The organism is Streptomyces sp. NBC_00400, from assembly GCF_036048035.1.
Taxonomy (GTDB): Bacteria; Actinomycetota; Actinomycetes; order Streptomycetales; family Streptomycetaceae; genus Streptomyces.
Genome location: NZ_CP107940.1, coordinates 8,079,653 through 8,101,815 on the forward strand (window position 1 = coordinate 8,079,653; position 22,163 = coordinate 8,101,815).

The following is a 22,163-nucleotide window of genomic DNA, read 5'->3' on the forward strand; positions in this document are numbered from 1 at the left end:
TCCAGTAAACAAAGTACGGGACGGCGTGCAGGACGCCGGTCCAGTGACCGAGACCGGCGTCTCGTGCAGCGCTGCACTGCGCCGCGCCGACGACTTCAGGGCAGTCGCACGATGCATGGTCGACGCCGGCTTCCACCCAAAAGCCAGCCGTACGACGCTGCACCTGGTGGAGTTCCCGCACCCCGACAGCATGCCGCGCTGCGCGATGGTTGAGGCAGAGACCCCGCGCCTGCTGCGAGCGCCGCTTCCGCCTCAAGGACGCCGTCCCGACGGCCTACCGCAACGACCCGCCATCTTGCGGGCCGTCCCCGCCGCTGAAACACACCACCTCGTCGGCCGGCCGAGCGGCACGACTGAGTCCGGCACCCCTGCGGGGTGCCGGACTCTTCACCTCACGTGCCCTGCAGCGGTTCGGTGCCGCGGCCGGTGTCGTGATCAGTGGGTGGTTCTCCGTTGTTGGTGGGTCGGGTGCTTCTGGTGCTGCATTCGTCACGGACTATCGGGCTGACATTTTGATATCGCTGTGTGGCCTTGCATGGCGGCAATGGCCGGTAGCCGTGCCGTGAAAGCCGAGACTGGATCGCAGGCCGCCCGACTCCCATGACACGTGACAACTCCATGATCGCCACCGCCTGCCGGTAGTGGAGATCAGCGAGGAGTGCTGCCAGCTCCTCGCCAGCCTTTCGCGCTGGCGCCGATGACGGCATACCGCCGCGGACGGTTGTGGCGAGTACTTGCAGCTCTCGAAGGCGCGCAGCAACAGCCGGGTTTCTGAACCTCTTCCTGCGAGCGCGGTCCGGTTGCGGCTCGGGATCGGGCTTTGGAGGCGGCAAGGGAATCGCGGGCAGGCTGACTTCCCGCTGCGCACGTGCCTGTTGCATGCGCTGTGCGACGTTCTGGTGGCTACAGCCGAGAGCGTTGGCCAGTGACTGCTTTGTCCAGCCGACCGCCACGGCCGCGTGGAGCACGGAGTTGAGGCGACGGTCTCGCTTCGTGCGCATCCGGCGCAGTACCGCCGCGAAGTCGGCAGGCAGTGCAAGATGGCGGCGCTGATGGCCCGGCATGGAACCCTCCTGGTCATGTGGATATGGGAGCTGGGCGTGGTGCTCCGTGAGTTCACCTGGGGATTTTGGCGCGTGCGGGACTTCTGCAGCTTCAGGACGGCAGCCCCGGCGACGGCATCACCCAATGAGCGGAGCCCGAGTCGTGGTCAATCTGAGGGATTCGCCTTCGCGGCGGGGCCTGGGCCGGTAGAGCTTCTTGCATGACCCGAGTGCAACTGTCCGACCCGGAGTGGGAGTTCATCGAGTCGTACCTGCCGATCGGCGCGTATGGCCCGTATCCCGGGCGGCTGCGGCAGCAGTTCGAGGGTGTGATCTGGCGGTTCAGGACGGGCGGGCAGTGGCGGGAGATGCCGGCCGAGTTCGGCCCCTGGCCCACCGTCCACAACCGGTTCCGGCAGTGGCGGGACGCCGGTGTCTTCGAGTCCCTGCTGGAGGGCCTGATCGCCGAAGCCGCGAAGCGGGACGAGGTGGACCTCTCGCTGGTCAGCGTGGACTCCACCACCACCCGGGCCCACTACGACGCCGCAGGGATGCACATGGACGACGAGATCCTGACCGCCATGGAGAAGGCCGCCGGCGAGGAGGAGAAGGCCTGGCAAAAGGGGGCGGCCCAGAAGAACAAGCCGGACAGGACGACGGCGACGACGCCACACGTGAAGAGCGAAGGCGCATTCGGCACCGACACAGAGTGCGGCTGAAGGCCGCTCTGCTCGGCCGCTCGCGGGGCGGACAGACCAGCAAGGTCCACATCGCCGCCGACCGCAAGTGCCGCCCGCTCGCGCTGATCCTGACTGCGGGACAGGCCGCCGACAGCCCGCAATTCATCCCCGTGCTCAAGAAGGTCCGGGTCCGCGGCCCTGCCGGGCGGCCCCGCACGCGGCCCGATGCGGTCGCCGGGGACAAGGCGTACTCATCCCGCGCCAACCGCGGCTACCTGCGCAAGCGCCAGATCAAGGCGGTCATCCCGGAGAAGAAGGACCAGACCGCCAACCGGAAGAACAAGGGCAGCAGGGGTGGCCGACCCGTCAGTCACGACGCTGAGCTCTACAAGGCGAGGAACACCGTCGAGCGCCTGATCAACAGGCTCAAAGCCTGGCGAGGCATCGCCACCCGCTACGACAAAACCCCCGCCAGCTACCTCGCTGGCCTTCATCTCCGCGCCTCCATGATCTGGGTCAAGGACCTCACACGAACATTTTGATCACGACCCGATACCCGCCCTAGGGGGAGTGCTGCCCTACCCTGAGAGGTCTTTTGTGGTGGCCATGGGGATCAATGTGTCAACAGCGTGCAATGACAGGGAGTTGAGCACCCCTCCGTTGTGGGCGGGGTTTGCCCTCTGGGAGATGCCTAATTTGGTTGTTCCATAAGGACATGGACTACACCTGCTACGCCCGGTGGAATGTCCTTGCGTTCAAGCCTGACAGGGCGGCAAACATGCTGGTCAGGGGCGCTTTTGGGTGCTCCTGTCGTGCGCAGGTGTGGTGGAGTGCAGCCCTTTTTGGCACGGTTCTTGCTGATCTGATGCTGACTCTCCTGATGGGTCATCAGGTCAGTGCGGTGGCGTCGATGCGGCCGACTGCGGGTGGTAGCCGGGCGGGGGAGAGGGCGAGGCGCCGACGGTCGGGGCTGTGACCGTGGGGCAGCGCCAAATGGTTCGGAAGCTTGCTTGAGGGCGGGCAAGGGGACATCGCGTTGGTCGCCAGGGTGACGGGGCGGGCTCGCCCGGCGGGGTCGCTCGTCGGCCGGGGCCCAGAGGCCAACCCCGCGGGCGCGGGCACGCGTCGACGCGGCCGGCGGGTGCCTGGAAGCGGGCTGCCGGAGCGGAACTCGCGTGGAGAAGCCTCCGGGTGTGTGACCCGCTCGATCGCGCCGTGCGGCCGATGAGCTTTCCCCGGGGCCCGGGGAAAGGCCTCGGCCGGACGGGCGGATCAGCGCAGTCCGGCGAAGAGATCGTTCTCGGGTACGGCCGCGCCGGTGGCGTCCTTGACGCGTACGAAGGTCTCCATGCCCATCAACTCGCCGAACCTCTCCTTGCCCATCTTGAGGAAGAAGATGTTCTCGCCCTGACTGGCGTGCGCGGCCAGTGCGTCGAACTTCTGACTGCTGAAGGCAGTGGTGTCCACCCACGTGGTGATCTCATCGTCGGGGAGGCCGATTTCGGCTATCGCGGCGGCCTCGGCAGGATCCGGCTCCGGCATGTCCTCATGGAACTCGCGCATGGTCTCCCCGAACCTCTGCATCATCGAGCGGGGCATCGTCGTCCAGTACACCTTCGGTGTCAGCGCGGTCATCTCCAGCGCCGCCATCGTGATGCGGTGGGCCTGGATGTGGTCGGGGTGGCCGTAGAAGCCGTTCTCGTCGTAGGTGACGACCACATCGGGTCGGTAGTGCCGCATGAGTTCCGCAAGTCGGGCGGCGCCTTCCTGCACGGGGGTCTGCCAGAAGGAGCCGGGGGCGTCGTTGCTCGGCCAGCCGATCATCCCGGAGTCGGCATAGTCCAGCATCTCCAGATCGCTGACCTTCAGGACGTCACAGCTCGCCTCGAGTTCTTGACGGCGCATCAAGGCGACGGCCGCCGGGTCGTGCCCGGGATCGCCCGGCTTGACACCCCCCGGTCCGTCACCGCAACCGCCGTCGGTACACGTCACGAGAACCGTGCGGATGCCCTCCGCCGCGTATCGCGCGAGGACCCCTCCGGTTCCGGTGGCCTCGTCGTCGGGGTGGGCGTGTACTGCCATGAGCGTCAAGGGCCGGTCGGTCATGAAACAGTCCTCCTGCAGAAATACGTCTTGTTCCGAGTGCGCGGCGGGCATACCGCGATCCTGGGGACCGGATCCTGGTGGGCGGACGACCTTGTGGTCTCCGTGTTCCCCGCCCGTGCGGCGCCGGTTCCTCGGTCGATGCAACCAGCCGACCGGCCCGGCTGTTCCCGGCGCGGCCATTGACTTCCAGGCGTCGGGTTTCCACGCGAACGAGGTACAGGCGCGAACTGCCCCAACTACAGCTACGGCGACTCCGGAGTGCCCCGGTGGGGCTATCGGGTCGAAATCCTCCGTCACACTCAATGGGTTCCGCTGCGACAACGCGACGGGCGGCAGGCCTACGGTCGGCTGTGTCGTGCCGTGGCATGCCTCACCGCTCATCTACCGCAGGAGCAGGGCGCCGCAACTGGCATCGCATATCACGCGTGCTCAGCGCTCCGGCCCGCCGGGAGCCACCCTCAAAGGCCCCCTGACTCGCACGACGAACGCGGCCACCATGAAACGCAACCGAGACCTGGCCTGCCCGAGCGACGAGTCACTGCCTCAGGGAAAGAAGGGAAAGAGCTGTGACGAGTACCCCCTGGCCACGTCCAAGGAGGGACTGTCTGCCGGCGGGCAGCGTCGTAGCTTCCCCGAGGACACTCGTACACGCGACCACATCGTCGGAAATGTTCGTCCTCACCGGCATCAACACCGGTTACGTGCGAGTAGAGCCCACTGCTTTGACGCCGCACCGCCCGTTGAGGCGACCGGCTGGGAAGAGATCGTAGAGATCAGCGTGCGGTCGACCCCAGGCGATCTGCGCATCAACTCCGGCTACGAGATCACGCCGACACCACATCCGAAGAGACCATTTCTCACGCCACCCCGGAGCCGGACGACGCAGCCGATGGGTGGTTCGGAGCCCGAGCGGCTGGCACAGGCGTGCACCTGATGCCGTGACCGGAGAGGTTCACCGCGGCGGTGCCTTCGGGTTGCTGAGGGCGGGCGTGAGTGAAGCCGGCGTGGTGGGCTGCACGGTGCCGGCTGCGGCGCGTCGACAGGCCGCGCCACTGCTTGAGCTTGTCGATGCCCCGTCTCGCCTTGGGTTCCGCAGCAGGCGGTCGCGGCTCGTCGGTGTCAGTTGTTGCCGGCGGGTGGGTCGGCGAAGACGCCCTTTTGCATGCCGGTGGCTTGTCCTACTTCGATGAGGTAGCCGTCGGGGTCTCGCAGATAGCAGCGCAGTTCGGCTTTGCGATCAAGCGGAGGGGTAAGGAATTCGGCTCCCTTGGCGCTCCACCGCCGGTGACATTCTTCGATGTCGGCGACGCGGATGTTGAGGAAGCTGCTGACGGTGTTCGGGTCGGTGGGCGGGCGCAGAGTGATGTCTGGCTTGTCGGGGGTCGGCCCGCCGCCGGGGTTCATGATGATCCATCCGTTGGCGAGCTTGACGATGCAGGGGTTCTCGGCGAGGACCACTTCACCGCCCAGAACGTCGGTGTAGAAGGCGCGGGATCGGGGGACATCGGCCACCGTCAGGAAGTGGGTGAGGAGCAGCCCGGTCTCTGGGTATGGAAGATCATCGTGGCTCATGCGCGACCTCCAGGCAAGTGAGATGTTTCCGCATATAGTGACGTATGGGCACCTGTGGCGGCGCAGGGACGCTCCGGCTCGGAGAGGTCATCCTCGGGAGGCGTCGTGCGGCTGGGCCACCTGGACCGGGGTGCAGGCCCGCGCGGTACCCCCGGCGGGGACGACGACCTCCAGGCGGCTGCTGTGCTTCAGCACCGCCTTGGCGAACCAGCTGTCCGGGACGTCCGCGATGCACGAGACGGCGACCAGCTCAGTCGGCTCGGTCTCGTGTACCGCATCGTCGAGGAGGCCGCGGACCTGCCGCTCTACGTCCCGGTCCAGGCCACGGCCACGGTGGCTGGTGCTTCCCCCACGCATCGAATCGCCCTTGCTGCTCACAGGTGGACGCCGTGGAGGCATGTGTCCAGGTCCCGCACGGGCCGGGGCGGGGCGCACGAGGTCAGCGACCGCCATACTGCGCGTACCCGCTCGACGATCCGCCCACAGCGGTACTGCAGACCGGTCTCCAGCGCCCGTCCGGCCGGCGCGCACGCCGCCTCGCCCCGCCCACCGGCAATGTGCCCGGCCGCGATGTCGTGAACCAGAAGGGCTGTGTGCGCGGGAGGTCGGGGATGACGGCGGCCGTGACCTGACCCTGAGCTGCGAGGTAGCCCCATTCCCGGCACATCAAGAAGACCAAGAACCGCTCCAAGTTCCTTGCATTCTGCCGCTACTTGCGCCAAGTCGATCACGTGCCTGGCCGCAACCCGTTTTCGCCTCACCCGTCGGCTCCCGGTCCACATGGGACAGTGTGGACGGCAGTGGGATGCATCTCTCCGGTTGCGAGCGAAGCCAGGTCAGGAGTGCCGCGGCGGTGACGGTGCCGAGGAAGACATATCCGCGCCTGTCGTAGCGGGTCGCGACAGCTCTGAACTGCGTCAGCTTGTTGATCGCGCGTTCGACGGTGTTGTGCTTCTTGTAGTGGTCCCGGTCGAATCCGGGAGGCCGTCCGCCGTGGGATCCTCGGCGCAGGCGGCCGGCTGCCTGGTCCCGATTCTCTCGGATCACGTGTCCGATACCGCGCTTGCGCAGGTAGGCGCGGGTTCTGCGAACGGGGCTATCCAGGACGGCTCGGACGCCGTGATCACGCCAGCCACACGAAGATCATCCCAGTGATGCTCGATGCCGGCGGACGGGCTCAGGCCGTGGCATACCCGTGCGGTCCGGACACGAAGGCCAGGATGTGGGGGACCGCGTCACGCAGGCTGTCGAAGTGGCGGTGTACGCCCTCCACCGCGACCGTGGCGTTCACGCCCCACACCGTCATCCCAGCCTGCAGTCCGGACTGCACTCCGGACGGTGCGTCCTCAATGACCAGGCAGTCTTCCGGCTCGGCACCCAGCTGTGCAGCGGCCCGCAGATACGGAACGGGAGAGGGCTTGCCCTCCTCGACAGTGGCCGCGTCCACGATCACGCCCGGCACCGGCAGGCCCGTCCTCAGGAAACGGCCGCGCACCCGGTGCTCGTAGTTCGAGGTCACCAGCGCCCAGGACTCCGTCGGCAGACTACGCAGCAGCTCTGACGCGCCGTCGAAGGCCGCATAGACGCCGGACCGCACATCCTCGTCCTCCAACTCGTGCAGCGCGGCCAGGCACTCATGCGGATCGAGGTTCCCCGAGACCGCAGCGAACGTCTCCATCGGCCGCATCCGCAGGGCCACTTGGTACACCTCGTCCGCATCCAGCCCGTATTGCTTCGCCCACGCTCGCCACACCTGGCGCTGGTTGCTCACCGCGTCCATCAACGTGCCGTCGACATCGAACAGCACGTACCTCGAGCGGCCTGACTGCGCAGATTCACTGGTCATACGTCGATCATGCCAGGCACCTACCGGACGATTACGGGACAACCCTTAGCTTGTTCTTTATGGTCTGACCTCGAAAGATGCTCCGAACGTGGTCGCTCGTACGAGGATTTGGGGGACGTGAACACGGCCTTCGTCTGATCCTGTGCTCCGACGAAAGAGGCACTTGACCAGTACGAAGGCCGTGGGGGACGAGTTTGCTGCATCACGATGTCCGGCGGGAGGCGTTCGCTGTGGCGTCACGCTTCCGGGGTGACTTCTTCGACTGCCTGACCACGCGCGGGGACACGCTGTTCGAGCTGACCGACGCGTTGCTGTGCGCGGACGGACCGGTGAAGGCACCGGTGGACCTCACGCTCACGGCCGAGCATCGGCGCGGGCATGGCGCGATGTACGAAGCCTTGAACAGTGGGAACGTCGACGTGCCGCAGTTGCGGCAGGTGCTGGCCAGGCTGCCGCAGCCGCAGGCCGCGGACGGGCGTCTGGTCCTGGCCGTCGACGTGACCCACTGGCTCCGTCCCGATGCGCTGACCAGCCCGGACCGCTTGTTCTGCCATGTCTACGGCCGCAGCGGACGCTCGTCGGACCAGTTCGTGCCCGGCTGGCCCTATTCGTTCGTCGCCGCTTTGGAGTCGGGCCGGACCTCGTGGTGCCAGATCCTGGATGCGCTGCGGCTGGAGCCGGTCGACGATGTCGCCGAGGTGACGGCCGCCCAGGTCCGCCGGGTGGTTGAGGACCTCATCGACATGGGCCGCTGGAAGACGGGTGACCGCGACATCCTGATCGTCTTCGACGCCGGTTACGACGCCCCGCGCATGGCCCACCTCCTGGCCGGCCTGCCCGTCGAGGTGCTGGGGCGGATGCGCACGGACCGCGTGATGCGCAAGCCGGTCCCGGTCCCGTGGATCTCACCTCCGCAGGGCGGGCGCCCGCCCAAGCACGGCAAGGAGTTCCGTTTCGCCAAACCCGACACCTGGGGCGAGCCCGATGCCGCAGCGACGCAGGTCACCGACCGCTATGGCACCGCTCACGCGATGGCCTGGGACCGTATTCATCCTCGTCTGACGACGCGCTCAGCGTGGATCGACCACACCGGAGAACTCCCCGTCATCGAGGGCACGTTGATCCGCCTTGAGGTCGACCGGCTTCCTGGCGGCCACGACCCGCTCCCGGCCTGGCTGTGGTCCTCGGCCAGCGGCATGACCGGCGAGGGCGTCGACCTGCGTTGGCAGGCGTTCCTGCGCCGCTTCGATCTGGAGCACACCTTCCGGATGATCAAGCAGACGCTGGGGTGGGCCGCGCCAGTCCCCGACCCTACTCAGCCGGCTGCGGCGGGGCGACGGGCTGTCCGGCGCACCAGATGGCGCGGATCTTGCGGGTGGCGGTGATGTCGACGAGGGGGTTTGCGTCGATGAGGACGAGGTCGGCGCGCAGGCCCGGTTCGATGCCACCGCGATCGGTGAGGCCGAAGGCGTGGGCGGGCAGGATCGTGGCGGCCCGCAGGGCTTGTGCGGGGCTGAGGCCGGCTTGGACGAGGAGCTCCAGCTCGTGGTGGATGCTCTGGCCGTGTTCGATGTTGGCGGGGGCACCGGGCTGGCTGTTGGCGTCGGTGCCCGCGAGGATCTCCACTCCTGCCGCGTGCAGGTCGGCGACACTCTTGAGAGGGCCGGTGATGGGGGCCCGGCCGGCCAGAACGGCTTCCATCATGGTGAGGGTGGGAACGGCGATCTGACCGGCCTCCTTCATCTTGGCGACGTCGGTGGCCGTGATGCCGTCGACGGGGATGTGGGTGATGAAGTCGGCGCCGCTGGCCACGGCTGCGGTGAATGCCCCGGTGGTGGCGGCGTGGATGACCGTCCGTTTTCCGTGGGCGCGGGCCGCTTCGACGAGGGCGCGGAGACTCTCCTGGTCGGGGCCGCCGTCTCCGGGGGCCTCTGCCATGCCTTTGATGTAGTCGGCGCCCTCCTCCACGCGGGCGGCGACGTGGTTCCGGGCGTCCTTGGCGGTGCGGATGATCGCGTGCTCCGGCATTCCGGGGATGTGCGCGTGCCCTCCGCCGGGGCCGATGGCAGGCAGCCCGGCGGTGCGGAAGTCCGCGAATCCGGTGGCCTTGCGCAGCGAGGCGACCAGCTCGGCCGGCCAGGTCGCCATGTCCAGGCCGGTGGTCACACCCCACGAGGCCAACTGCTCCAGTGTCTGAGGGCCGTGCAGGTGGACGTGTGCGTCGATCAAGCCCGGCAGCAGTACGGCGCCGGACGCGTCAATCTCCCGCGCGCCGGTGGGGTCAGTGCCGATCACGCGGCCGTCGATGACCACGGTGCGGGGCTCGGACAGCCGCTGCCCGTCGAAGACGCGCACGTTGGCCAGGGCTGTCTTGGAGGCTGATGTGGTGAGCACGGAAGGACCTCCCAATAGGGAACAGATTTGTCCACTAAACTGTACCCCGCCATGCCCGATCGACAAGCGTCAGCGCACACGGCTATAACCGGAGACGTGACCGCCCCTTCCGGACCTTCCAGCGCCCCCGCCGCCCAGGACGACGACCCTGGCCGCAGTAGGAAGTCCACGCGGCGGCGCGGGGCCGCGCTCACCCAGGCGATCTATCAGGCAACCTTCGAGGAAATCGACGACGTCGGCTTCGAAGGGCTGGCCTTCGACAAGATCGCCCCGCGAGCCGGAACCGGGAAGTCGGCGCTCTACCGCCGCTGGCGCACCCCGACCGAACTGGTTCTGGACGCCCTCTCCGACCCCGTCGCGGGCTTCGGCAAGCCGATCGTTCCGGACACCGGATCGCTGCGCGGAGACCTGATCGCCCTACTGGGAGCCTTCGCCCACGTCCTGGACGAGCCCCGCGGCCGCGCCCTGCGCTTCCTGATCATCCAGCGAACCCACAACCACGAGCTGCACCAACGCGTACGCGAGCTGGTCATGCTGCCGAACCGGCAGATCCTGCTGAGCCTTCTCGGCGCCGCCGTCGAACGGGGTGAAGCCGACCCCGCCTGCCTCACCCCACGCGTCGCCTCGGTAGGCCCCCGCATGATCCTCACCGAATCCATGGACACCGGAACGGTGACCGAGGCCGAAGTGCAAGCCATCGTGGACGAAGTGCTCCTGCCACTCACAGCACCCCGGCGGTGAGCTCCAGCAACGACACCGCCTGAAGCCCACTCACGCCCCCACCGGCCTCCGCAACGTGATGCTGTCGCACGCCGCCAACGCCAGCACCCTCAACCTCATCCGCGCCATCGCCCAGCCCGAACGGGTCTATTGCCCCTGTGAGACCGACCTCGGCATCCGGTTGCGTTCGTTGACGCAGACACCTCTGAGCTACCACGAGGCCCTGTTCCCATGCCCGGCACCGACCACGATCAACCCATCGAGACTCCCGTTCGACGGACACCGCTCAAGATCGGAAAGACAACAGCTTCTTAGATGGTGAAGTCGCCGCCGTGGGTGGCGTGGGGAGGGGCTGGCGAAGGTGGCGTCGCGGCTGGCGTTGAGGATGATCAAGGCGAGGCTGAGGACCTTCGGGTGCCGGGCGGTGCACAGGCGTCGGTGATGGCGGTGCCCAGGACGTAGCCTCCGGCGCTGAAGGTTGTGTTCTGGCCTGGGCGGGCAGCCCGGTGACGGTGTCTTCGCGCCGAAGCAAGCCGGAGTCCTTTCGTCGGCTGCGAGGGACGGAACAGAGCTGCGCGATCGGACGCTACTTCGAGCCGGTCGCACCGCCCACACCGATGGGCAGCAGGGTGATCGTGGCTTGTGCGGCGTGGGGGGCGCCGTCGTAGGAGCACGTGAGAAGGCAGGCCGCGCTGAGTTGGATCAAGGCCGCGGTGAGGGCCTCGGGGGACGTACGCAGCGCGAGTGCGGCCGGCCGTACGGGGAGGCTGATGATGTGTGCGGTGGCCCGGCCCAGTGCGGGGGCCACGGAGGACGGGGTCGACGCGGTAGGGCGGCGGGTCCGCCGGCAGCCGTGGGTTCTCGATTCGTCGGAAGAGGCGGGGCAGGGCGAGCTGCGCCTCCATCCGGGCCGGCGGGGCCCCGAAGCAGTAGGGGATACCTCATGTCCGCCACCACCACGCCGTGGCGACAGCCGTCGGCTCTCACGGCGACGGCACTGCTGAGCGCCGTTCTGTTCTTCTGGTGGTCGCAGCGGATGATGCTCGGTGGGCGGATCGGCTGGGGCGCCCTGCTGCCCGGTGCGGTGGTCACGGTGATCGGGCTGATCGGCCTTCGGTGGTTCTCCCGGCTCGTCTTCTCTCCGCTGATCGCGTCCAGCGCCGTCACCTACGGCGCCATCGGAACCGTCCTGGTCGTCCAGTCATGGCTGGTCGGTGTGGGAGTGGGGCTCGGCCAGGAGCCGTACTGCGGGCTGCACACGCGGGCCATCCGCCCTTCCAGGATTGGCGCGGGCGCGGGTTCGGTGGACCGCCGCCCGGGGTACGGTGAACAGGTCGAAACATTTCGAGCGCTCCCGTCCTTGCCGGAGCCGGAAGGCCGGCGGTGGGCCCGGTCGACTCTCCGTCCGTCGGTAGCTCGCCGCGGATGGCCGGGGTCCGTATCGTCGCCGCATTACCCGAGGCCGCGCGCCGGGTCGCAGAAGTTCACCGGCACGGCGGTGAGCGCGGCGCAGTTCTCCCCAGAGGTAGCAGTCATGGCATCACTGACCGAGCGAAGGGCGTACCGCGAGAAGATCATGCAGGCTCTGTACGAGGCCACAGAGGGCAACCGCCTTCTGGGTGTCACCGGGGCCAAGCTGGCGCAAGATCTCGCGATCCCGGCAGAGGATCTGGCTGCCGCCTGCACGTATCTGGTGGGCGAGGATCTGATCACAGTCGACTGGGCCGCGGGCAATACGCCGGCCATGGTCACGCTGACGCACCAGGGCATTCGGCGCATGGAGGCTGAGGAAGAGCACGGTTGACGCCATGCTCCGGCGGCGTCCGAACCCTTCGGCTGCGAGCGGAGGCCCGAAAACCACCCATCCGGCCGTTATGCCGTTCCTCCGTGGCGGGTACCGGTGAAGCATGGCTGGTACCTTCACCACCCGCACCATCACCACCGGCGCCACTGAGACCCTGCACGACCTGACGAACGCATGCTCCGCGTTCCTCCGGGAGGCCGCTCATGGGCGAAACGGACTGCTGAACATTTTCACCCCCCACGCGACGTCCGGCCTGGCCATCATCGAGACCGGCGCGGGCAGTGACGATGACCTGCTGGCAGCCCTCCGCGGCATTCTTCCCGCGGACGACCGCTGGAGGGACCGCCACGGTGGTCCAGGCCACGGCAGCGGCCACGTGCTCCCGGCTCTGGTGCCACCACACGCCACGTTGCCCGTGGTCGATGGCGAGCTGGAGCTGGGGACGTCGCAGTCCGTCGTACTGGTGAACACCGAGCGGGACGGCCCCGAGCGCCAGGTCCGGCTGTCCTTCCTCGGCTGACCGCACGACCCACGCGTCGTGCGGCCGGCAGCCCCGTTGGCAGCCGATGTCGCACGAGAGCGTCCGGCTGCCCGCACGGGAGGCGTTGCCTCTTCGCAATTCTCGGGCCGACTGTTCCAAGGGCTCCTGTGCCGTTCGCCCCGTCGCTCCGGCTCGGCCCGGCGAGCCTTACCAGGAGTAAGCTGGAACTACCGAGGGCAATTCGCACACCAGCCTCCACGCTCGTGTCGTTTTCGGCGATTCACGACACCGGGCCGGTGCGATCGGCCCGGGGCAAGGTCTGCGTCATGACCACGACCATTCCGTATACGCCGGCGGTCCAAGACCGGACCTCTTCGCCGCCCCTGCGACTCATGCTGGCACCGGCCGGCACCGCTCCAGCTCTGCTCGACGGTGCGTGGTGGCCCCGCTCCCGTGACCTCACGGCGGAGCTTCCCGCACTGATGGCCGTCCTTGACCCGCTGTGGGGGCGGATCACCCACGTCACGGTGAACCCCACCTTCTGGCCGGTCATCCCACGGAAGGTGCCCGTCGACGGGCATGTGGTGGGTGTGGGCTGGTTCAAGGCCGAGCAAGATCCCCACAAGCTGCTGCTGCTCTCCTACACCGTCGGCCGCTGGGACCTGCTGGTGATCCCTCCGGAGACCAGCCCGGCCACCGCCGCCCGGCTCATGACCGAGGCCGCCGATCCGCTGGGTACCCTCACCGCGAGTGCCCTGATGAACGAAGCGGAGCAACGCCGGATCGCGGAGGAGAGGGAACTGTCCCTGGTCTCGGTCTGGGACTCCGAAGGCGGCCATGGAGCACGCCTGCCGACCTCACGTTCCCCCGCCCGAGCAGTTATTGCTCAGGTGGCAGATGCGACGAGAGGCATCTGAGCGTCGTGTCAGTCATCGCGAGCGCGACGTCGGTCCCGCGGCCCGCTCCGGGGGAAAGCCCCAGGCCAACAGCCTGGGGCTGATCTCTTATCCGGACGGTCTTCCACCGTGCGCCATTCGCGCGCCGCAACACGCCACCTGGTCCTCGTTGGCACATAGTGCTGGATGGGCGGCAGCGACGCACCCGCGAAGGCTCCCATTCCCTTGCCCAGGCCCGGGCGGCAACGGCGGGGGCCGGGCCGACTGCTCGTCGGACCGGTTACCGCGCACGGGGCTGCTTGCCCTTCTCCCGCGAACAGCATTCCGTCCGGGCCCTTCTCCGCATATCAGCCGAGGTGCCGCCGAAGGGCGGTCCGTATAAAGGTCGCCCCGCGCCGTCGCTTCGGGCCTCCCGGTGACTGTGCAGCAGCAGCCGCTGCACGAGCCGCCGAAAGCCAGGACGGATTCTGAGGTCTGCGACGCCGACCAGCTACGCGACCTCAGTCCCCACGTACACCCTCCTCGTGGCCAGTTGGTCCACGCCGCACAGTGACCACGCGCCCGTGTACGGACCGGTAGCGACGCGTGCCCTGTCACGCCGGACCCGGAAACCGACGCTCGTCTGGGCTGTGTCGACTCCTTCGGGGGCGTTTACCAGTGTTCTCAGGAGGTGATGGCGTGCCGGGCAGTTGATCGACACCGTGGAGATCTGCGGTCGCTCGGGCGCACGAAAGGCACTGCGTTCGGATGGTGATCAGGTTGCAAGGAGACGGTCGCCGGTGGGTGACCGACGGGACGCAGCGGCTGACCTCCGACGTTCGTTTCCTGTGGCGCGGACCGCACCACAACTCCCCCTGATTCGCGGCCATTTACCGCAGCGCGGCGACGCTCTGGCACTACCAGCACCAGAACACCCAGCAGTGCCACTGCCCCCAGGGGTGTCCGTGCACGAACGGTTCCAGCCCGCGTTTTTGTGCTGGCCGTGAGTTCGCTCCGCTGCCAAGGCGTGATGTTCACGCACGCTCGCGGCAGCGGCCCTGGGTAAGCGCTCCGCCATTCGGGCGACATCTGGGTCCTCCCTCTATCCGGGGCCCGCCGGTGATGCCTTAAATAGCAATGGTGAGCCCGGAGGTCGCCCATCCCTCTCGGGGGCTCATGTTTTGCCGGTTGGCCGGTAGCGGTCAGCGGCATTTCCTGATGGGCGCTCCTTGGACAGCTGGTCAGTTGCCCCTGCCAGCTGTGATCTGACTGCCAGTCGGTCCTTGAGGAGCCCCCGAACTAGATCCACGCAGACCTAGGGGGTGTCGTTCGGATCATGGCGGGCTCGCGGGGTCTGGCACGCACTCCCCCACGCCTGAACGGCGCGGGGGGACCCCCATCCGCGTTGTCGTCACTCGCCGACGCTCCGCGTCGACTCCCTCCTCCGCCTTGCGATCGCACGCACCAGACCCCGCTCCCTGATCCACCATGATCCGAACGACACCCCCTAGATCGCGAGGGCTCGACATGCGAAAGGGTTTTCAGTCGAGAAGGCATCAACTGCTTTGAGTCGTGGTGAGTGAAAAATCAACTCACGCTGCCGACTCCGCTGAATTCGACCATACCGGTATCGGCGGATCTCATCTCAAGCTGGGCCCCATGGACCGTTAGCACGCCCAAGTGACCGACTCGGGCGACCGCTCCGCCGGTTTCCAGACTCCCCCTGTTCTTTCCACCAGACCTGGATGCGGGACACCCTCTGCGTCCGGTCCGGCATCAGGCGGCCTCCGGTGCGGCGTCACCAGGAGCAATCGGTACGAACGCCGACGCCTGAGTGCGCTCAGGCAGCTGTGGCGAGTGCGCACACCAGGCTCGGCCGAAGCCTTCATGTTCATCCCGGCGCGCAGCAGACGGCACAGCTCAACCCGTGTCCGAGGCGCCGGTCGCAGCGGTGCAAGCGCGCCGCTCTCCCACAGATCCAGGGCGGCGTCAGGGCTGCCCCGGAACCCTTGGAAAGGAAATCCACGATGGCAACATCCGTACCTCTGGGCACCGCCGCTACCTACGGGGTGCTCGCCAACACGGCGATCACCAACACCGGCCCCACCGTGGTCGCCGGCGACCTCGGAGTGAGCCCCGCCGGTGCGGTGACCGGCTTCCCTCCCGGAACGGTCACCGGAACCATCCATGTGAACGACGCTGCCGCGGCGCAGGCCCAGGCCGACCTGCTCGTTGGGTACGCCAACGCACTCTCCCAACCGGTCACGGGCACCGTCGCGACGGAACTCGGGGGGACCACCCTGAACCCCGGCGTGTACAACTCCTTGTCCGGCACGTTCTCCCTCAACGGGACACTGACCCTGGATGCGCAGGGCAACCCCAACGCCGTCTTTATCTTCAAGACGACCACCACGCTCATCACGGGAGCCGCCGGCAACGTCAACCTCATCAACCAGGCGCAGTCCGCCAACGTCTTCTGGCAGGTCGGCAGCTCCGCGACGCTCGGCGCCGGCTCCACCATCAGGGGCAGCATCCTCGCCTTCACCTCGATCACCGCCACGACGGGGGCCATCGTGGACGGCCGGCTGCTGGCTCTCGGCGCCGCCGTCACGCTGGACTCGAACGCGGTCAACGTGCCGCCCCTGTCCACCTGCCAGGTGGTGGTCCAGCCGGTGGCCGGGCCGGTGGTGGTCGGGCAGCCGACCCCCGTATCCGCTCTGGTGACCTGCAACGGCCTGCCGGTCTCGGGTGCTTCGGTGACCTTCACCGGTGGTGCGGTCCCGGTGACCGCCACCACCAACGCGGCGGGCATCGCCACCGGATCGCTGACGTTCAACACCGCCGGGGCCGCCACCATCACTGCCACCGTCACCGCGGCCGGCAGCGGGTGCGCGTGCACCGGCGTCGTCTCCGCGCCCCTCCCCATCACCGTCACTCCGCAGCCGTCCTGCCTGGTGGTGATCCAGCCGGTGACCGGGCCGGTGGTCGTCGGGCAGCCGACCCCCGTGTCCGCTGTGGTGACCTGCAACGGTCTGCCGGTCGTCGGTGGGTCGGTGACCTTCACCGGTGGTGCGGTCCCGGTGACCGCCACCACCAACGCGGCCGGTGTCGCCACCGGATCGCTGACGTTCAACACCGCCGGGGCCGCCACCATCACTGCCACCGTCACCGCGGCCGGCACCGCCTGCGCGTGCACCGGCGTCGTCTCCGCGCCCCTCCCCATCAGCGTCACTCCGGCGACGGGCCCGCTCAGCGTCGCGCCCGCCTGCTGGCACGTCAACCTGCCCATCCCGATTCCGAGCCTGTTCGCGGCGACGCTGACGGCCACCGTCACGCCGGCGCAAGCGGGCGTCACGGTCACCTTCTTCGTCTCCGGCCTGCCGGTGGGCACCGCGGTGACCAACGCCAACGGCATCGCCACCCTCAACGCCGGCCTGTCCATCCTGCAGATCAGCGCCAGCAGCTACACGGCGACCGCCACCGTCGGCGGCGTCCCGGTCCAGGCCACCGGCGCCCTGAGGCCCTGCTTCCCGCCGGTGTGAACCGCCGGTGCCCGATCGACCGGGGCGGCGTGACGGGTCCTGTCGCGGAACTCGCGAAGGGCGATCTGATCCACGCAGCGCCGACCCTGGCCTGACGGCCTTCCGGTGAGCGGCCTGCCCCCAGGGGCTGTCGCTCAAGGGCTGTCCCCCGTCGTGCAAGGACGGGGGACAGCCCGACTCCAAGTTAGTGGTGAGCCCGTCGGCATCACGCCCGTCGGCCGGATGGAGACGGGGGGCGGAACACCCCGGGCGCCGGTGGTGCGTGAACGGCTCACAGGTGAGGACTGGGGCCGGTGTTTCCCTGTCTCGGCATCGGCCCCGGGACGGCCAAGCGGCTCTCACAGCCCCAAGGTTCCGTGTAGAGCCCCCAGCGGGCCGGTCAGAGCCACGTTCAGAATTCCATGCCGCTACGGAGACGGCGGCTGACCGTCAGAGGATCGCCGGGGCGCCAGGTTCCCGGCCAGATGCCGGCTGCGTCGTTGCTCGCGCTGAGCAGTTGCAGCAGCTGGATCGCGGCGCGAGCCTCGCGCAACGTCGGCAGTCGACGCTGTCGACCAGGGCCAGGAACCGATCACCATGTCGCGCCACAACTGGCCGTTCTCGGTCCGGTCACGGCACCACGGGAGCAGCGCGGCACGGAGAGAAGTGAAGTTTGATCAGGCTGCGGAACGCGGTGGTGGTGTCCGCGATGACGGCCGCGTCGTTACTGTGCGTAGCTCCTGTGGCCGCCAGCGCGCCTGCCGGGGCAGTCCGGTGACCGCGAACGAGTTCCTCAGCTGTGAAGAGCTTGAGCGCAAGATGGATGAGTTCGATGGCTCGGGCAGCGGCGGCATGAGTGAGGCATTGGGCTATCTTGCGCTCTACGCCATCGCGAAGGCGAAGGGCTGCGCCTTCCTGGACGATCACAATCGCTACGGCAAGGACCCGTGGAAGGGGGGAGAGGGCAAGCTTCATATGCGGGCGTGGGACGACCAGACTGGCGACGAAACCCCCATGCTCACCGTGGACCCCGACAACCACTGGCTGTATGCCCGGGATCACAGCGACGCCTCACTCTTCAAGTTTGTGCCGACGGGCGAATCCGGCTGGAAGGGGAAGCGCTACTTCTTGGCCGTCGCCTCTGGCCCTGATGCCGGGAAGTGCCTGAGCAGCTTCGACGACCCGATAGCCCACATCGAGGCCCATCCATGTGACGAGAATTCCGACCGCTGGGCTATATCCGACAACGGTGGGAGCGGCTGGTCGGCTTGGTCGTTCGACAACTTCAGCAGCACGGGCGAGCACCGCGGTGTGCTCGATGTCCCCAGGAACGGGTTGCAATCGATGATTGTTTATCCCTGGAACGGTGACCCCAACCAGATGTTCCACTTCCGCCCGCCGAACTACAGGTGAGAACGGTCGCGTGCGGAGCCTGTCATGCCCTCCGCACGCAAAAACCGCCGTGGGACGTTCACCGGCTTCCTCCTGCTGAGCAAGAGCTTCCTGGCCACAGTCAGCAACATGCCTGTCAGTGAGGGAGACACGAAACCGCGACAGACCAGGGAAAACTGCGCTCGGTAGTTCTCATTGGTCCGCAGGGTCCTGTCGCACCGCGCCGTGGATGTGCCCGCCAGGGGCACGCCGGCTATCTGGTGGGCTGCTGGACATAGGCCATCTGTCGGCAGGCGGGGGCCGGACGGCGGATGGGGCGCAGAGCTGCCCGGCGGGAGGGTGGTGAGTGGGGCCTGGCTGCCTCCGACGGCGCATGCCGGAGGTAGGCCATGCCTGTCCACAGGCCGAGGGAAGGTGATCGGCATGATGTGGTTCGACGGCGGCTGGGGCTGGGGCTGGGGCTGGGGCGCCTGGCTCGTCATGGCCGTGATGATGGTGCTTGTCTGGGCATTGATCATCGCCGGTATTGTTGCGCTTATCCGCTACCTCACCGGCAGCCATCGCAGCGACCCGAGCGGACCGTCCCCCTCCTCCGCTGAGCCTGGCTGGGGAAGCAGGCGGGCTGAGGATCTGCTCGCCGAGCGGTTCGCCCGCGGGGAGATCGATGAGGGTGAGTACAAACGTCGGCTCATGCTGCTGCGGGAGCACCGGTGAGCGCGACGGTCGGGGCGGGGCGGCGCAGCACCAAGGCCGGCGTGCTGGGAACGCTCTTGCTGGATGTGAGCAACGTGGAGCTGATCCGCCGCACCGCCCGCTCCGACAGTACGGCCGCCCGTGTCCTCCTGCCCTATGCGGCGTGGTGCGCCTTCGTCACCACCCTCAACCTCGCCATCGCCCGGAGCAACTCGTCCTGTTGAGACTCCCCTTCGGGGCGAAGGGTGCCGGCGGGCAGGGAAGAGCGCAGCGCATATCTCGGGAATGAGCGGAGCGTCCTCGGGCGGGTCGTCGCCTACAGGAACGGCCGCGGGGCGCTACCGGGAGGCGGCTCCTCATCCCGCCGACGTCCCGGGCCGACGACGTCGCACACCGATCCCGGGAAGTTTTGGGTGTGCCAGCTGCTGCCGTCCCATGCCACTGCGAAACCCTCGTGACCGTCGAGCCCCGCCAACCAGTCGCGGGCGCCCGCACCCATGGCGAAGGCCGCCGTGGCATAGGCGTCGGTCGTGGTGAGACTGCGGCCGACGACGGTGACCGAAGCAGGACCCGTCGCGGGAGTGCCGGTGTGCGGATCGAGAATGTGGGCCCCGCGTTCGGCGGTGCCCGAGGTCGCGACGGCCAGGTCGCGTCCGGTGACGACGGTGCACAGCTCGCCCGGGCGCAGTGGGTGAGCGATCCCGATGCGCCAGGGAGTGCCGGGCGCTGCTTCCCCGCTGAGCTGGAGGTCGCCGCCGCCGTTCACGCAGAGGTGATGGGCGCCGGCGGCCTTCAGGATCTGTGCGGCACGTTCGACCGCCCAGCCCTTGACCAGCCCGGTCGGATCGAGGCTGCCGTTCGCGGTGACGCTGAACCAGCCACCGGTGGCATGTCCCACCTGGTCACAGAGGTCGAGCACCTCGCATACCTCCGCGGGGCAGTCGTCGAGTCCCAGCTCTCCGCGTGCCAGCCGGCTGACGGCGCTGTCGGGACGGTACGTCGAGAAGACCTCGTCGACGTGGTGCAGCCACCTGACGGCTTCGACCAGGGCAGACTCGACGGCGGGGGTGCGGGCGTCGCGGATGTCGAAGGAGAACACCGTGCCCATCGTCCGCTCGACGTGACGCAGTCCGCGCCGGGCCTCAGACACCGGCCCGGTCCAGGGCGCTCTGCAACGACCGGATGTAGCCGGCACTGGTGTAACTGGCGCCGGACACTGCGTCGATGCGGGCGCTGTGCGTGCTCAGCGCTTCCTGTGTCAGGCGCGGGACGGCGTAGGTGGCGATCTCACGGTCGCGGCCGTTCTCGGACGGCGCGTGCAGCACCTTGACGGCGGTCAGCCGGCCGGCCTTGAGGGTGGCCGCGACCTGTACGGTGCCGTAACGCGTGCTGATCCGGGCGCCGGTATAGGTGCCTTCGGCCGGGTGGCCGCCTCGCTGCGGACGTCCGGTGGGCGACGGGGCAGGTGCGACGCCCGCCCGGGCCGGGTCGCCGGTCAGGCCGGCGGGCTGGTGCGGCTTGAGGGAAAGCAGGAGGACGATCAGCGCGCTGGTCGACGCTGCGGTCAGAACGGCTCGGCGCACGGGGGCTCCTCAGAACTCGAACGACTCGTGGTGGATACGGTGCCGGGGTATGCCGGCACCGCGCAGCGCGCGCCGGGCGGCGCCGGTCATACCGGGCGGACCGCACAGATACACGTCATGGCCGGCCAGGTCCGGTATCAGGCTCTTGAGTGCGCGGGCGGTCAACGGCGCGGAGTGCCCGGCCGGTTCATCGACGAAGTAGTGGACGGCCGTGCCGCGCGCGGCCGCGATCGCGTCGAGCTCGGCGCGCAGGGCGAGGTCTTCCGGACGCCGTGCCCGGTAGATGAGCGTGACCTCGCCGGGGAGGGTTTCGAAAAGAGCCCGCAGCGGGGTGATGCCCACGCCGCCCGCGAGCAGCAGCACCTTCGCCGACCGGCGGCGCGCTTCGGTGAAACCACCGTAGGGGCCTTCGGCCCATACGCGAGTGCCGGGCCGCAGCCGGGCCAGGGCCGCGCTGTGTCCGCCGGCCTCCTTCACGGTGATGCGCAGGTGGTGGGGGAGCGGCGGCGCGGAGAGGGAGTAGGGATTGGCGGTCCACCACAGGCCCGGCGCCAGGAAACGCCAGCGGAAGAACTGGCCCGGCCGGGCCCCGAGTTCGGTCAGCCGCTCCCCGGTGAGGTGCACCGACACCACGCCCGGTGCCTCGGGGCGGACGTCGGCGACGCGGAGCCGGTGGCGCAGGGCCCGTCGTACCGGGACCACGAAGCGGTACCAGACGATCAGCGCAGCCACCGTCGTGTACAGGGCGTACCAGCCGAGTTGGGCCGGCTTCCGGCCCACGAAGTCGGCCCCGTTGGCGAGCTGATGACCGAAGGCGAGGAAGACGGCCAGGTAGGTGGCGAGATGGAGGTAGTGCCAGGTCTCATAGCTCATGCGGCGCCGGGCGGCACGCGCCGAGACGAATCCGGTGCCGACCAGCAGCACGAAGCCCGCGGTCGCCTTGAGCATGTCCGGGTAGTCGAGGACGAGTGTGGTCGTCTCGTGCAGGACGTCGCTCCGCGAAGTGAGGGCGTAGCCCCAGACGATCAGCAGGGTGTGCGCCAGAACCAGCGAGATGGTGTAGCGCCCGCCCATGGCGTGCCAGCGCGCAAGGCGATCGGTGCCCAGGTTGTGGTCGAGGAGCGGAACGCGGGCCATCAGCGCGACCAGTACCGCGCAGGCGTAGCCGGCCAGCAGTCCGGTGATCCGGCCGGCGCCGGTGAGCCAGTCCGCCGGGCCCACCACGGACGCCGTTCCGGTCCACCACAGGGCCAGGATACCGGCGGCCCCCGCGCAGATGACGCCCTGGGCGAGCAGCGGAGCCGCGGGTGGTAGCCGCCGTGACGGGGCGCTGCCGGGGGCACCGCGGCGGGTGTGCGAGATGGCGCTCATGGGGGCTTCCCTTCCGTGGTCGGCGCCAGCGTCGCAGCGCAACCTCTGAAGACCCTCTGAGTGGCGGCCCGCCGAGCCATTC

Annotated in this window: 19 protein-coding genes and 5 pseudogenes; 11 read left to right on the top strand and 13 right to left on the bottom strand. The window is 68.5% G+C overall.

The annotated features are described in order from the left end of the window. Positions 1-392 precede the first annotated feature (392 nt). Positions 393-1,064, bottom strand: coding sequence for a hypothetical protein (locus OHS81_RS35430; protein WP_328390174.1), 672 nt, complete (start codon positions 1,062-1,064; stop codon positions 393-395). 200 nt (positions 1,065-1,264) lie between these two features. Between OHS81_RS35430 and OHS81_RS35435 the strand changes: the two are divergent. Continuing rightward, a pseudogene (locus tag OHS81_RS35435) lies at positions 1,265-2,265 on the top strand (IS5 family transposase). A 730-nt stretch (positions 2,266-2,995) separates the two neighbouring features. On the opposite strand, the gene OHS81_RS35440 reads toward OHS81_RS35435, so the two are convergent. From OHS81_RS35440 to OHS81_RS35460, 5 genes and pseudogenes are all read right to left on the bottom strand, one after another. Then, complete coding sequence (locus OHS81_RS35440) at positions 2,996-3,829, bottom strand: PIG-L family deacetylase (protein ID WP_328390176.1); 834 nt, start codon at positions 3,827-3,829, stop codon at positions 2,996-2,998. A 1,119-nt stretch (positions 3,830-4,948) separates the two neighbouring features. Next, positions 4,949-5,401, bottom strand: a complete 453-nt coding sequence (locus OHS81_RS35445) for a VOC family protein (RefSeq protein ID WP_328390178.1) — start codon at positions 5,399-5,401, stop codon at positions 4,949-4,951. An 87-nt stretch (positions 5,402-5,488) separates the two neighbouring features. Then, complete coding sequence (locus tag OHS81_RS35450) at positions 5,489-5,779, bottom strand: hypothetical protein (RefSeq protein WP_328390180.1); 291 nt, start codon at positions 5,777-5,779, stop codon at positions 5,489-5,491. 447 nt (positions 5,780-6,226) lie between these two features. Next, positions 6,227-6,490, bottom strand: a pseudogene (locus OHS81_RS35455) (IS5/IS1182 family transposase); the annotation flags it as partial. 88 nt (positions 6,491-6,578) lie between these two features. Beyond that, positions 6,579-7,247: an HAD family hydrolase gene (locus OHS81_RS35460; protein WP_328390182.1), complete on the bottom strand. Its 669-nt coding sequence runs from the start codon at positions 7,245-7,247 to the stop codon at positions 6,579-6,581. 194 nt (positions 7,248-7,441) lie between these two features. On the opposite strand from OHS81_RS35460, the pseudogene OHS81_RS35465 reads away from it, so the two are divergent. Next, positions 7,442-8,548 (top strand): annotated as a pseudogene (locus tag OHS81_RS35465) (transposase); the annotation flags it as partial. A gap of 10 nt (positions 8,549-8,558) precedes the next feature. Here OHS81_RS35465 and OHS81_RS35470 read toward each other — a convergent pair. After that, positions 8,559-9,641, bottom strand: a complete 1,083-nt coding sequence (locus tag OHS81_RS35470) for an amidohydrolase family protein (RefSeq protein WP_328390184.1) — start codon at positions 9,639-9,641, stop codon at positions 8,559-8,561. Positions 9,642-9,737: 96 nt separating this feature from the next. On the opposite strand from OHS81_RS35470, the gene OHS81_RS35475 reads away from it, so the two are divergent. Further along, positions 9,738-10,382, top strand: a complete 645-nt coding sequence (locus OHS81_RS35475) for a TetR/AcrR family transcriptional regulator (protein WP_328390186.1) — start codon at positions 9,738-9,740, stop codon at positions 10,380-10,382. Between the two features lie 565 nt (positions 10,383-10,947). On the opposite strand, the gene OHS81_RS35480 is transcribed toward OHS81_RS35475, so the two are convergent. Beyond that, positions 10,948-11,169, bottom strand: coding sequence for a hypothetical protein (locus OHS81_RS35480; RefSeq protein WP_328390187.1), 222 nt, complete (start codon positions 11,167-11,169; stop codon positions 10,948-10,950). Further along, a pseudogene (locus OHS81_RS35485) lies at positions 11,159-11,302 on the bottom strand (cytochrome P450); the annotation flags it as partial. The gene OHS81_RS35480 and the pseudogene OHS81_RS35485, both read right to left, overlap by 11 nt. 59 nt (positions 11,303-11,361) lie before the next feature. Between OHS81_RS35485 and OHS81_RS35490 the strand changes: the two are divergent. The 5 genes and pseudogenes from OHS81_RS35490 to OHS81_RS35510 form a co-directional block, all read left to right on the top strand. Further along, positions 11,362-11,583 (top strand): annotated as a pseudogene (locus tag OHS81_RS35490) (ribonuclease BN); the annotation flags it as partial. Between the two features lie 312 nt (positions 11,584-11,895). Further along, positions 11,896-12,165 carry a hypothetical protein gene (locus OHS81_RS35495; protein WP_328391664.1) on the top strand — a complete coding sequence of 90 codons (270 nt, stop codon included), beginning with the start codon at positions 11,896-11,898 and terminating at the stop codon, positions 12,163-12,165. Positions 12,166-12,268: 103 nt separating this feature from the next. After that, entirely contained in the window at positions 12,269-12,685 is a 417-nt protein-coding gene (locus OHS81_RS35500; RefSeq protein WP_328390189.1) for a YjbQ family protein, read from the top strand. 287 nt (positions 12,686-12,972) lie between these two features. Further along, positions 12,973-13,563: a DUF5994 family protein gene (locus OHS81_RS35505; protein WP_328390191.1), complete on the top strand. Its 591-nt coding sequence runs from the start codon at positions 12,973-12,975 to the stop codon at positions 13,561-13,563. 1,985 nt (positions 13,564-15,548) lie between these two features. Beyond that, entirely contained in the window at positions 15,549-17,063 is a 1,515-nt protein-coding gene (locus OHS81_RS35510; protein WP_328390193.1) for an ice-binding family protein, read from the top strand. A gap of 391 nt (positions 17,064-17,454) precedes the next feature. Here the strand turns inward: OHS81_RS35510 and OHS81_RS35515 are convergent, their stop codons facing one another. Then, the gene (locus OHS81_RS35515) at positions 17,455-17,595 is read right to left on the bottom strand and encodes a hypothetical protein (protein ID WP_328390195.1); all 141 of its coding nucleotides are present in this window, start codon (positions 17,593-17,595) and stop codon (positions 17,455-17,457) included. Positions 17,596-17,708: 113 nt separating this feature from the next. Between OHS81_RS35515 and OHS81_RS35520 the strand changes: the two genes are divergently transcribed. The 3 genes from OHS81_RS35520 to OHS81_RS35530 all read left to right on the top strand — a co-directional run bounded on the left by OHS81_RS35520 (position 17,709) and on the right by OHS81_RS35530 (position 19,351). Then, a complete protein-coding gene (locus tag OHS81_RS35520) occupies positions 17,709-18,455 on the top strand; it encodes an RICIN domain-containing protein (RefSeq protein WP_328390197.1) in 747 nt (248 codons plus the stop codon). A 402-nt stretch (positions 18,456-18,857) separates the two neighbouring features. Continuing rightward, on the top strand, positions 18,858-19,148 hold the full coding sequence (locus OHS81_RS35525; RefSeq protein WP_328390199.1) for an SHOCT domain-containing protein: 291 nt from the start codon (positions 18,858-18,860) through the stop codon (positions 19,146-19,148). Beyond that, positions 19,145-19,351, top strand: coding sequence for a tryptophan-rich sensory protein (locus tag OHS81_RS35530; protein WP_328390201.1), 207 nt, complete (start codon positions 19,145-19,147; stop codon positions 19,349-19,351). Before OHS81_RS35525 ends, OHS81_RS35530 begins: the two co-directional genes overlap by 4 nt. Positions 19,352-19,443: 92 nt before the next feature. Here OHS81_RS35530 and OHS81_RS35535 read toward each other — a convergent pair whose 3' ends face one another. The 3 genes from OHS81_RS35535 to OHS81_RS35545 are packed head-to-tail and all read right to left on the bottom strand — an operon-like array spanning position 19,444 to position 22,081. Then, positions 19,444-20,277, bottom strand: coding sequence for an FAD:protein FMN transferase (locus OHS81_RS35535; protein ID WP_328390203.1), 834 nt, complete (start codon positions 20,275-20,277; stop codon positions 19,444-19,446). Next, positions 20,270-20,710: an FMN-binding protein gene (locus OHS81_RS35540; protein ID WP_328390205.1), complete on the bottom strand. Its 441-nt coding sequence runs from the start codon at positions 20,708-20,710 to the stop codon at positions 20,270-20,272. Before OHS81_RS35540 ends, OHS81_RS35535 begins: the two co-directional genes overlap by 8 nt. A gap of 9 nt (positions 20,711-20,719) precedes the next feature. Continuing rightward, positions 20,720-22,081 (bottom strand): ferredoxin reductase family protein, encoded by a 1,362-nt coding sequence (locus tag OHS81_RS35545; RefSeq protein ID WP_328390207.1) that lies wholly within the window; start codon positions 22,079-22,081, stop codon positions 20,720-20,722. Positions 22,082-22,163: the final 82 nt, after the last annotated feature.

Bases quoted from the DNA above. Each gene is read 5' to 3' on its own strand.
- OHS81_RS35545 (WP_328390207.1), bottom strand. From the start codon at position 22,081: ATGAGCGCCATCTCGCACACCCGCCGCGGTGCCCCCGGCAGCGCCCCG.
- OHS81_RS35525 (WP_328390199.1), top strand. From the start codon at position 18,858: ATGATGTGGTTCGACGGCGGCTGGGGCTGGGGCTGGGGCTGGGGCGCC.
- OHS81_RS35445 (WP_328390178.1), bottom strand. From the start codon at position 5,401: ATGAGCCACGATGATCTTCCATACCCAGAGACCGGGCTGCTCCTCACC.
- OHS81_RS35500 (WP_328390189.1), top strand. From the start codon at position 12,269: ATGGCTGGTACCTTCACCACCCGCACCATCACCACCGGCGCCACTGAG.
- OHS81_RS35430 (WP_328390174.1), bottom strand. From the start codon at position 1,064: ATGCCGGGCCATCAGCGCCGCCATCTTGCACTGCCTGCCGACTTCGCG.
- OHS81_RS35460 (WP_328390182.1), bottom strand. From the start codon at position 7,247: ATGACCAGTGAATCTGCGCAGTCAGGCCGCTCGAGGTACGTGCTGTTC.
- OHS81_RS35440 (WP_328390176.1), bottom strand. From the start codon at position 3,829: ATGACCGACCGGCCCTTGACGCTCATGGCAGTACACGCCCACCCCGAC.
- OHS81_RS35505 (WP_328390191.1), top strand. From the start codon at position 12,973: ATGACCACGACCATTCCGTATACGCCGGCGGTCCAAGACCGGACCTCT.
- OHS81_RS35510 (WP_328390193.1), top strand. From the start codon at position 15,549: ATGGCAACATCCGTACCTCTGGGCACCGCCGCTACCTACGGGGTGCTC.
- OHS81_RS35495 (WP_328391664.1), top strand. From the start codon at position 11,896: ATGGCATCACTGACCGAGCGAAGGGCGTACCGCGAGAAGATCATGCAG.